At 34.0% G+C, this 6785-nt stretch carries 4 protein-coding genes; all 4 read left to right on the forward strand.

Annotated elements, in window-relative coordinates; translation table 11 throughout:
• Positions 1-5 precede the first annotated feature (5 nt).
• Positions 6-593, forward strand: a complete 588-nt coding sequence (gene ilvN / locus FIA58_RS06885) for an acetolactate synthase small subunit (RefSeq protein ID WP_140961507.1) — start codon at positions 6-8, stop codon at positions 591-593.
• 53 nt (positions 594-646) lie between these two features.
• Positions 647-2125 (forward strand): ketol-acid reductoisomerase, encoded by a 1479-nt coding sequence (gene ilvC / locus FIA58_RS06890; protein ID WP_140961508.1) that lies wholly within the window; start codon positions 647-649, stop codon positions 2123-2125.
• Between the two features lie 72 nt (positions 2126-2197).
• Positions 2198-3442 carry a threonine ammonia-lyase IlvA gene (ilvA, locus tag FIA58_RS06895; protein ID WP_140961525.1) on the forward strand — a complete coding sequence of 415 codons (1245 nt, stop codon included), beginning with the start codon at positions 2198-2200 and terminating at the stop codon, positions 3440-3442.
• 324 nt (positions 3443-3766) lie between these two features.
• On the forward strand, positions 3767-6785 hold a 3019-nt coding region (locus FIA58_RS06900; protein ID WP_140961509.1), incomplete at its 3' end, for a choice-of-anchor J domain-containing protein.

Consider the following 6785-nt stretch of genomic DNA (forward strand, 5'->3'; position numbering starts at 1 on the left):
AAGAAATGAAACAAGAACATACATTAACCGTATACAGCGAAAATCAGGTGGGTCTTTTAAATAAAATTGCCATCATTTTTTCCAGACGCAAAATAAATTTAGAAAGTTTCAATTCGTCCCCAAGTGAAATCGAAAAAATATATCGTTTTACTATTGTTGTAAAAGAAACAGAAGAAGTGGTCCGCAATCTAGTGCGCCAAATAGAAAAAATTGTAGATGTTTTTAAAGTCTTTAACAATACAAATGATGAAATTATTTGGCAACAAATTGCTTTGTACAAAGTACCAACAAGTATTATAATGAAAGATGCAAAAGTAGAACGTCTTTTAAGACAATTTGGTGCCAATGTAGTCGTTATCCGTAATGACTACACTGTTTTTGAAGCCACAGGTCAAGATGATGAAATTAACAACCTATTGAAAGAATTGGATAAATATGGTTTAATTGAATTTGTCAGAAGTTCAAGAATAGCAATAATTAAATCCAGTGAAGGAGTTCATAAACAGGTTTTGGATATGCAAAAAAATGATCCTAGAAAATCTCCAATTAACAACGAATATCTAAATAGTAAAAGTAAAATCTTTCAAATGTAATTTTCCAATTACAAGATTAAAATAAATAAAAACTAAAATTAAAAACATAGACAATGTCAAATTATTTCAATTCACTACCTCATCGTTTAAAAGTTCAAGAATTAGGGAAATGTGACTTTATGGATAAATCAGAATTTTCTGAAGGTGTAACTAAATTAAAAGATAAAAAAATAGTAATCATTGGTTGTGGTGCTCAAGGTTTGGCTCAAGGCCAAAATATGCGTGATAGTGGTCTACATGTTGCTTATGCCTTACGTAAAGAGGCAATAGAAGGTAAAAGGGCTTCTTTCGTAAACGCAACAGAAAACGGATTTGAAGTAGGAACATTTGAAGAAATTATTCCAACTGCTGATTTAGTTTCCAATCTAGCTCCAGACAAACAACATACTGATGTAGTGAATAAAGTGGTGCCTTTGATGAAAAAAGGAGCTTGTTTATCCTATTCTCATGGTTTTAATATTGTGGAAGAAGGAGTAAAAATCCGTGAAGATATCACAGTAGTAATGATTGCCCCAAAATCGCCTGCCTCTGAAGTAAGAGCAGAATATTTAAGAGGTTTTGGTGTACCAACATTAATCGCTGTACACTCAGAAAATGATCCAAACGGTGACGGTTTAGCTATTGCAAAAGCATACTGTGTAGGAACTGGAGGTGATAGAGCTGGTGTATTACTATCGTCTTTCGTGGCGGAAGTAAAATCGGATTTAATGGGTGAACAAACCATTTTGTGTGGTTTATTACAAACAGGTTCTATTTTGAGTTTTGATAAAATGGTCGAAAAAGGAATCGATACAGGTTATGCTTCAAAATTAGTGCAATACGGTTGGGAAGTCATTACAGAAGCTTTAAAAATAGGTGGCATTACCAATATGATGGATCGTTTATCAAATCCTGCTAAAGTAGAAGCATTTAAATTGGCAGAAGAATTAAAAGAAATCATGAAACCGCTGTTTGAAAAACACATGGATGATATTTTATCAGGACATTTTTCGCAAACGATGATGGAAGATTGGGCTGCTGGTGATAAAAATCTATTAACTTGGAGAGAAGCTACTGGGCAAACTAATTTTGAAAAAACACCTGCAGCTGATGTAAAAATAAGCGAGGAAGAATACTTCGACAATGCCTTATTAATGGTGGCTTTTGTAAAAGCGGGTGTAGAATTGGCTTACGAAACCATGACTGTTTCAGGAATCAAAGAAGAATCGGCTTATTATGAATCTTTGCATGAAGCTCCGCTTATAGCGAATACTATTGCTCGCAAAAAATTATTCGAAATGAACCGAGTAATTTCGGACACTGCAGAATATGGTTGTTATTTATTTGATCATGCTTGCAAACCGCTTTTAACTAATTTCATGAAAAAAGTAGACACTAATTTAATTGGTGAAAACTTCAATGAAACTGCTAATAAAAATGTAGACAATTTCGAATTAGTAAAAATAAACGATAGCATTAGAAATCATTCTATAGAAATTTGTGGTGCTGAATTAAGAGCTGCTATGACTGCTATGAAAAAAATTGTAGCGTAAAAAAGAAGAAAGAGAAAAGAAGAAAGAGAAATTCTAAATAAAACTTGATTCACAATCATGCTAACAACAACAATGACCGTTTTTGAAGAAGTACTAGAAGCCAAAAAGCAATTTGAAGGTGTAGTATATGCTACTCCTCTATTACCTAGTCGCAATTTATCAAATGAATTCCAAGCCAATATTCTTTTAAAAAGAGAAGATTTACAAGTAGTGCGTTCTTATAAAATTCGTGGTGCTTATAATAAAATGAGTTCATTATCCGAAAGCGAAAAAAAACAAGGCATCGTTTGTGCTAGCGCAGGAAATCATGCGCAAGGTGTGGCTTATTCTTGTCATTTATTACAAATACATGGTAAGATTTTCATGCCAAAAACCACTCCAAAACAAAAAATCAAACAAGTCCAACTTTTTGGTCAAGGATACATTGAAATTATTCTAACGGGTGACACTTTTGATGATGCTTATGCTTCAGCGAATGTAACTTGTTTGAAAGAAGACAAAATCTTTATTCATCCCTTTGACGATGTTAAAGTCATTGCTGGACAAGGAACAGTAGGTTTAGAAATTTTGGAAGACATCAAAACACCTATAGATTATATTTTTGTTCCAATAGGTGGTGGTGGATTGGCTTCTGGATTATCAACTGTATTTAAAGAGTTGAGTCCGAATACAAAAATCATTGGGGTTGAACCAGAAGGAGCTCCATCGATGAAAACTTCCATAGAAAGAGGAGAAAATACGCGTTTAGAAAGTATTGATAAGTTTGTTGACGGTGCAGCTGTAAAACAAGTTGGAAATCACAATTTTAAAATTTGTCAAAAAAATTTAGATGATATTATTTTAGTTCCAGAGGGAAAAGTTTGTTCTACTATCTTACAATTGTATAACGAAGAAGCGATGGTTGTTGAACCCGCAGGTGCTTTAACAATTGCAGCTTTAGATTTTTATCAAGATAAAATAAAAGATAAAAACGTAGTTTGCATTGTGAGTGGAAGTAATAACGACATTGAACGCACAGCAGAAATCAAAGAGCGTTCTTTATTGTATGAAGGCTTAAAACATTATTTCCTCATACAATTTCCACAACGACCAGGAGCTTTAAAAGAATTTGTAAATGATATTTTAGGTGATGATGATGATATTACTTATTTCCAATTCAAACAAAAAAATAATAGAGAATCAGGACCTGTAATCGTTGGTTTAGAATTAAAAAACAAAACCGACATACTACCTATTCAACAAAAAATGACAGCAAAAGGTTTTGAATTTCATTACCTAAACGAGAAAGAGGACTTATTTGCACAATTAATTGGGTAAAAAAGACTCTGGGTTTGGTTTAGTTTAAAGTCTTACAGTTTCCTGTAAGACTTTTTTAATATTCAAAAAGTCAACCCGTAAAGAAAAACCATAACATACATTTAAAATTAAATTAATATTCTGTTAATCAGTTTAAAAAAAACCAAATCACAACAAAAATAAAGTGTTTTTTTACCAAAATAAAGATAGTTCATCAAGCTTTATTTCCCCCTCTTACTTCATCTTATTAACACATTTAACAAATTATTTCAAAAAAATATTATAATTTATTAATTAATATCAATATTTTTACATTCTTATTAACTAAATCATAAAACTTTTCAAATGAAAAAAACTACTTTAATGTGTTTTATAATATTGGTCTTTTGCTTCCAATCTTATGCACAATTTACCGAAAATTTTGATACAAACACCACGCTACCAGCTGGTTGGTCCATCATCAACCAAGGAGGAGCTAATGGCTGGACCATATACGATCAAGGTACAGGAGCTCACTCAGGCACAAACATTGTAAGAATTCAATACAATACAACTGCCCATGATGATTATTTAATTTCTCCAGCAATTAATGTTACTTCTGGTGTAAATGATAGAATATCTTTTTATATTAAATCTTTAAACTCTGGTTTTTTAGAGCCTTACGAAGTTTTATTATCTACAACTACTAATACAGCAAGTTCTGATTTTTCTGTTGTATTGCAATCTAGTCAACTTGCAAGTGCAGCTGATTGGGAGAAAAAAGAGTTCATCTTAACATCATATGCTGGCCAAACTGTTTATATTGCTATTAGAGCTACTGGAACAGATCAAGACCGTCTTGCTGTTGATGACTTTGTAAATGATACTGCTCCATCTTGCCCTCAACCAACAGTTTTAACGACTAATGCTATCCTTTCTACAAGTGCTGAATTAGGTTGGACAGAAAACGGAACAGCTTCTTTATACAATGTTGAAGTAGTAACTTCAGGAACTCCTGCAACAGGAACTGCAACTGATACAGGTGTAAACAACTCATTTAACAAAACTGGCTTAACACCTGCAACAACATATGATTATTATGTTCAAGCTGATTGTGGAGGTGGTGACTTAAGCTTATGGTCAGGACCATATACATTCACAACAGCATGTGTTGCTGTTGATAGTTTTAATGAAAATTTCGATGGTGTAACTACACCTGCTCTACCTCCATGTTGGTCAAAACTTATTGATAATGGTGCATCAACCTATGCAACAGTTACTACATCAACTAGCGCAGACAATACTGCTCCAAATGGTGTAACTTTATACAATGATAGCTCATCAAGCACAGCTAACATCATGCTTATTTCTCCATTACTATCTAACCTAAGTGATGGTACAAATCAATTACGCTTTTTTGCAAGAGCAGGAACAGCTTCACAAGATATTGAAGTAGGAACTATAACTAATCCTGCTGATGGTTCTACATTCACCCCTCTAACAACAGTAGATTTATCTACAAATCATACAGAATACATTGTTCTATTTGACACTTATTTTGGACTTGATAGTTATGTTGCTGTCCGCAGACTATCTACCTCAACATATACTTCTGTATATTTAGATGATATGGTATGGGAACCAATACCTTCTTGCCCTAAACCTTCAATTTTAACGACTAGTACTATTCTTGCTACAAGTGCAGAATTAGGTTGGACAGAAAACGGAACAGCTACTTTATACAATGTTGAAGTAGTAACCTCTGGAACTCCTGCTACAGGAACTGCAACTGATACAGGTGTAAGCAACCCTTTTAACAAAACTGGCTTAACACCTGCAACAACATATGATTATTATGTTCAAGCTGATTGTGGAGGGGGTGACTTAAGCTTATGGTCAGGACCTTATACATTCACAACTGCATGTGTTGCTGTTGATAGTTTTAATGAAAATTTTGATGGTGTAACTACACCTGCTCTACCTACATGTTGGTCAAAACTTATTGATAATGGTGCTTCAACTTATGCAACAGTTACTACTTCAACTAGTGCAGACAATACTGCTCCAAATGGTGTAACTTTATACAATTCTGACTCACCAAGCACAGCTAACATCATGCTTATTTCTCCTTTATTATCTAATTTAAGTGATGGTACACACCAATTGCGTTTTTTCGCAAGAGCTGGAACAGCTTCACAAGATATTGAAGTAGGAACTATCACAAACCCTACAGATGGTTCTACATTTACCTCTTTAACAACAGTAGATTTATCTACAACTCATACAGAATATATTGTTACATTCAACACTTATTCTGGACTTGATAGTTATGTTGCTGTCCGTAGATTATCTACCTCAACATACACTGATGTATATTTAGATGATATGATATGGGAACCAATGCCTTCTTGCCCTAAACCTTCAATTTTAACCACTAATGCTATTCTTGCTACAAGTGCAGAATTAGGTTGGACAGAAAACGGAACAGCTTCTTTATACAATGTTGAAGTAGTAACCTCTGGAACTCCTGCAACGGGAACTGCAACTGATACAGGTGTAAGCAACCCTTTTAACAAAACTGGCTTAACACCTGCAACAACATATGATTATTATGTTCAAGCTGATTGTGGAGGGGGTGACTTAAGCTTATGGTCAGGACCTTATACATTCACAACTGCATGTGTTGCTGTTGATAGTTTTAATGAAAATTTTGATGGTGTAACTACACCTGCTCTACCTACATGTTGGTCAAAACTTATTGATAATGGTGCATCAACTTATGCAACTGTTACTACTTCAACTAGTGCAGACAATACTGCTCCAAATGGTGTAGCTTTATACAATTCTGACTCACCAAGCACAGCTAACATCATCCTTATTTCTCCTTTATTATCTAATTTAAGTGATGGTACACATCAATTGCGTTTTTTCGCAAGAGCTGGAACAGCTTCTCAAGATATTGAGGTAGGAACAATTACTAATCCTGCTGATGGCTCTACATTCACCTCTTTAGCAACAGTAGATTTATCTACAACTCATACAGAATATATTGTTAGATTTGACACTTATTTTGGACTTGACAGTTATATTGCTGTTCGTAGATTATCTACCTCAACATATACTTATGTATATTTAGATGATATGGCATGGGAGACAATTCCAGCATGCCAAGATCCAATTGGCTTAGCTGTATCAAATCTAACTGATACTTCAGGAGATATCACATGGTCTGCTACATCTGGTAGTTATGAATATGTATTAGATACCAATACAGCTGATCCAGTAGGTTCTGGAACAGCCCTAACAACAGAAACATATAACGCTACTGGTCTAACTTCTTCAACAACTTATTATTTTCATGTTAGAACAGATTGTGGATCAGGTA

Origin of the sequence: Flavobacterium jejuense (assembly GCF_006491595.2) — a bacterium.
Classification (GTDB): domain Bacteria; phylum Bacteroidota; class Bacteroidia; order Flavobacteriales; family Flavobacteriaceae; genus Flavobacterium; species Flavobacterium jejuense.

Bases quoted from the DNA above. Each gene is read 5' to 3' on its own strand.
- ilvC (WP_140961508.1), top strand. From the start codon at position 647: ATGTCAAATTATTTCAATTCACTACCTCATCGTTTAAAAGTTCAAGAA.
- ilvN (WP_140961507.1), top strand. From the start codon at position 6: ATGAAACAAGAACATACATTAACCGTATACAGCGAAAATCAGGTGGGT.
- ilvA (WP_140961525.1), top strand. From the start codon at position 2,198: ATGACCGTTTTTGAAGAAGTACTAGAAGCCAAAAAGCAATTTGAAGGT.